Here is a 4721-nt window from a genome sequence, read left to right as displayed (position 1 = left end):
ACAGAACAGAGAGCACTTGTTTTACATAGTTTGCAAAACGCCGCTTACGCTGCTCCTCTGTCTTGTCTCTGAGTTTGACAATGAAGGGTGAGGTAAAGCGAGTGAGGGGTGTGTTGTTGATTGGCGCCAGATAATCAAAGACCTTCTGGTAATCCGCCTTGGTGCGCTCAGCCAACTCAAGAAAGGTAGAGCTGGCGCGATACTTGTCAATCAGATTGCCGAGCGTGCCCGGCCTGCTGGTATCAGCCACGGACATTAAGCTTGTTAGTCGCTCGCATTCCGCCAGAAAGGCAGCACTGCCAATTGGCGCCTTTTCCAGATTGATCGGCTCACCAGTCTTGCGATGATAACACCGCAGCTTGCCATGCTGGTCATTGAAGATCTTGAAGCCTTTGACCCGGACTATCGTCATATCAGAGCCCCAGCTGATTGAGGAGATCATCATCTGATGGACGGCTGTCTTCCTTTAAGCCTTCAATCCAACGGTCCAGATCCTTGACGTCCCAGACCTTGCGCCCTCCGGGAAGAAGAACAGCGGGAACCGGACAATTGGCCAGGAAGCTGGTTGCACTTAGACCACAATAGGAAGCCGCATCAGCTCTCTTCAGCATGCGATACGGCTGGATACTCAAGTTCAACTGCGCTCTCGCCATATCGATCCCCTCTCGATCTTGGTCTGCAGCAAATGAATTGTCTTAGCTTCAATGTTTCGGCCTATTGCCCAACTCAATAGAGTGAGAACTAGGTGGTTTGCTCTTTTTGGAGCTTGTCATAGGCGCCTAGCATTTGGACAATCAATGCCGTGCAGTCGACGACATGAAAAGCGGGTTGCCGCTCTGCTGTATGAATAAAGTCAGCTATTGCATTTTGAACAGCATCCAAGCCGTGATACAACTGGATGGATAAGTTCGTATCATCTGCTGACATATTGCAAATGCAGAACACACCTTCTTGTACGTCGAGAATCTGCGGCCAGTTTCTCTCCACTCTAATAGAAATGGTGCCAGCGATCATTTCCGCCATTGCATTCGTACAGTGGGCACGCACAAGTGTGTTGTAGGTCGCAACGACCATGAGATCGCCGAAGGTGTATCGTGTCCAACCTTCGCGTTCTCCCTCCAGCACAAACTGCTTCCTCCTTCGCCATACACGCAAAGTTTCTATGTTCATGCCGATGAGTTTAGCGACTTCAGATGCAGTGAAAGTTCGACTGAATAGGTCAGTTTTAGGTTCCATAGCCGACTCGTTCCGGTTAATGGGACAAACGTACCATTTTATAAAAATGGGTCAAGTAGAACATTTTTAAGTCGAGGTTTCTGTAGGTGGGGTTTGGTACTTACTTGTGCTTTTGGCAGGGGGAATAACTCAATATTTTCATCCCCTTGGTTAGTAAAACCAAGGGGATGAAATGCTTTCTATTAGACAAATTGGAAATCATCAGAATGGAGATCTGATTTTGATATATTGCTCAAAGTGACTGAGTTGTCATCATCAAGCGCGATAATAACATTGCTTCCGTTATCACTTGCTGCAGCAAGTACGGCACCAAAGTCAGTTAAAACGTCGCTATCGAAACGGATGATATCTTCAGAACCCGCCCCGGCAACAAAGTCAGTAATTACATCTGTGCCGATGTTGAGACCTGCGAAGATGAAAGTATCAGAGCCTGTACTACCACTGATGGTTTCAGAGCGTGATCCGCTAAAGATCACATCATCGTCTTCCGTTCCTACCAGTCCCAATTGGCCATCATTATGTAATTTGACCTCACTCAAGCTAGTTCCATCGGCGAACTCAAAGCGTTCAATTTCAGCATCTTCTTGTATTAAAAGAGCAGCTTCCCCGGCCCAGTTGAAATGCCAAGCTCCATTCCATTTGCTTGTTGGATCTGCACTCGCGAGCCCAATGCTCAATTCTGCCAGAGTTAGGTCGATAAATCGGACTGTATCCGTTCCCATTCCCACTTCTTCTGCAAAGCCGGTAATTCGAACGTCACCACTGTTCTTGCTGATGACATAAGTGTCATTGCCTTGACGCCCATAAAGATGTTGACTGCCACTGTCAGTAACCCCGACTGGCAATGTAGCTTTAGCGGCGATCAGTGTGTCATCGCCTTTTTCACCATACAGTCTGAGGGCTTTATAGCCGTCTGCTCGAATACCTGTGACGATGTCGTCACTGTCAGTGCCGTAGTAATTATCAGCACCATCAACATCTAGCTCAATGGCTCCAAGTCTGACACCATCAGCGAACTCAAAGCGTTCAATTTCAGCTTCTTCTTGTATTAAAAGAGCAGCTTCCCCGGCCCAGTTGAAATGCCAAGCTCCATTCCATTTGCTTGTTGGATCTGCACTCGCGAGCCCAATGCTCAATTCTGCCAGAGTTAGGTCGATAAATCGGACTGTATCCGTTCCCATTCCCACTTCTTCTGCAAAGCCGGTAATTCGAACGTCACCACTGTTCTTGCTGATGACATAAGTGTCATTGCCTTGACGCCCATAAAGATGTTGATTGCCACTGTCAGTAACCCCGACTGGCAATGTAGCTTTAGCGGCGATCAGTGTGTCATCGCCTTTTTCACCATACAGTCTGAGGGCTTTATAGCCGTCTGCTCGAATACCTGTGATGATGTCGTCACTGTCTGTTCCATGGTAATTATCTGCGCCATTAACATTTAACTCAATGGCTCCAAGTCTGACACTGTCGGCGAACTCGAAGCGCTCAATATGAGCTCCCATGTCTGACAGATGCAAGGAGCCAATCTGGCCACCCTTGTTCCATGTTAGTTTTAAAACTTCACCGTCGTTTTCGTGGCTATAGGAGCTGAGCTGTAAGTCTTTGAGGGACAACTCCTTAAAGCGAACAGTATCTGTGCCGCTTTCAGCCCATTCTCCTCCTCGGGAGATTGCCACCACGCCATCGTCTTTTCCGATCAGATAGGTGTCGTCGCCTTCCTGACCGCGCAGGTGCTGCCAATGTTCAGTATGCCCACCAGCATCCAGAGTATCGTTGCCATCGCCAGCATAGATCAGATTGCTGCCCTGGGTCCCAACGATGAAATCATCCCCGGAAGTTCCCAGGAGTTTTGAACGCCCATGAGCATCGCTGATAATGTCAATCTTTCTCAGGCTGGTTCCATCGGCGAACTCGAAGCGCTCAATATGAGCTCCCATGTCTGACAGATGCAAGGAGCCAATCTGGCCACCCTTGTTCCATGTTAGTTTTAAAACTTCACCGTCGTTTTCGTGGCTATAGGAGCTGAGCTGTAAGTCTTTGAGGGACAACTCCTTAAAGCGAACAGTATCTGTGCCGCTTTCAGCCCATTCACCTCCTCGGGAGATTGCCACCACGCCATCATCTTTACCGATCAGATAGGTGTCGTCGCCTTCCTGACCGCGCAGGTGCTGCCAATGTTCAGTATGCCCACCAGCATCCAGAGTATCGTTGCCATCGCCGGCATAGATCAGATCACTCTCCTGGGTTCCGATGATGTAATCATCCCTGGAGGTGCCAAACAGCTTTGGACGTCCATGAGCATCACTGGTGATCTCGAGACTTGTGAGAATACTACCATCAGCGAACTCGAAGCGTTCAATATGTTCGCCCATGTCAGACAGGAACAGCGAACCGGACTGGCCATCCTTGTCCCATTGCAGACGCAAGGCCTCACCATAGTTCTCATGGCTATAGGAGCTGAGTGTTAGATCCTGAAGTGATAGGTCCTTGAAGTGAACGGTATCGTTGCCGCTGTCAGCCCACTCCGCCTCTTGGGTGATCCAGACATTCTTGTTCTCATTGCCGATCAAATAGGTATCGTTACCTTTTTGGCCACGAAGATGCTGCCAGTGCTCTGAATAGCCACCAGCATCGAGCGTATCGTCCCCATCGCCAGCATTAATTGTGTTGCTCCGTTCACCACCGACAATCAGATCATTGCCCGTAGTCCCTTGAAGGGCAACACGTCCAATACTGTCGATCCTGATACTGGACACACTACTGTCATCAGCAAACTGAAAGCGTTCGATATGTTCGCCCATGTCAGACAGGAACAGCGAACCGGACTGGCCATCCTTGTCCCATTGCAGACGCAAGGCCTCACCATAGTTCTCATGGCTATAGGAGCTGAGTGTTAGATCCTGAAGTGATAGGTCCTTGAAGCGAACGGTATCGTTGCCGCTGTCAGCCCATTCCCCAAGCTGAGTGATCCAGACATTGCCATCATCTTTACGGATCAGATAGGTGTCGTCTCCTTTCTGACCGCGTAGGTGCTGCCAATGTTCAGTATGTCCGCCAGCATCCAGAGTATCGTTGCCGTCGCCGGCATAGATCAGATCACTGTTCTGGGTTCCGATGATGTAATCATCCCCGGAGGTGCCAAACAGCTTTGGACGTCCATGAACATCACTGGTGATCTCGAGACTTGTTAGAATACTACCATCAGCGAACTCGAAGCGTTCTATGTGTTGACCCAGGTCTGAGAGGAAGAGAGAGCCGGACTGACCATCTTTGTCCCATTGCAGGCGCAGAGCTTCACCATAGTTGTCATGGCTGTACGTGCTGAGTGTTAGATCCTGAAGCGTCAGATCCTTGAAGTGAACGGTATCGTTGCCGCTGTCAGCCCACTCCGCCTCTTGGGTGATCCAGACATTCTTGTTCTCATTGCCGATCAAATAGGTATCGTTACCTTTTTGGCCACGAAGATGCTGCCAGTGCTCTGAATA

The 4721-nt window shown here is 49.2% G+C and carries 2 protein-coding genes and 2 pseudogenes; all 4 read right to left on the bottom strand.

Annotation, left to right across the window (positions count from 1 at the left end; genetic code table 11):
• Positions 1–412: pseudogene (locus tag PsAD5_RS14335) on the bottom strand (tyrosine-type recombinase/integrase); the annotation flags it as partial.
• Between the two features lies 1 nt (position 413).
• On the bottom strand, positions 414–653 hold the full coding sequence (locus PsAD5_RS14330) for a hypothetical protein (protein WP_208988627.1): 240 nt from the start codon (positions 651–653) through the stop codon (positions 414–416).
• 88 nt (positions 654–741) lie between these two features.
• The gene (locus PsAD5_RS14325; RefSeq protein WP_063292617.1) at positions 742–1236 is read right to left on the bottom strand and encodes a MerR family transcriptional regulator; all 495 of its coding nucleotides are present in this window, start codon (positions 1234–1236) and stop codon (positions 742–744) included.
• Positions 1237–1418: 182 nt separating this feature from the next.
• Positions 1419–4721: pseudogene (locus tag PsAD5_RS28045) on the bottom strand (DUF4214 domain-containing protein); the annotation flags it as partial.

Origin of the sequence: Pseudovibrio sp. Ad5 (assembly GCF_001623095.1) — a bacterium.
Lineage (GTDB): Bacteria > Pseudomonadota > Alphaproteobacteria > Rhizobiales > Stappiaceae > Pseudovibrio.
The sequence above is the reverse complement of the archived record's forward strand: the minus strand, read 5'-3'. Positions and strand labels throughout refer to the sequence as shown.

Excerpts from the sequence above, each read along its gene's own strand:
- PsAD5_RS14330 (WP_208988627.1), bottom strand. The coding sequence starts at position 653 with ATGGCGAGAGCGCAGTTGAACTTGAGTATCCAGCCGTATCGCATGCTG.
- PsAD5_RS14325 (WP_063292617.1), bottom strand. The coding sequence starts at position 1,236 with ATGGAACCTAAAACTGACCTATTCAGTCGAACTTTCACTGCATCTGAA.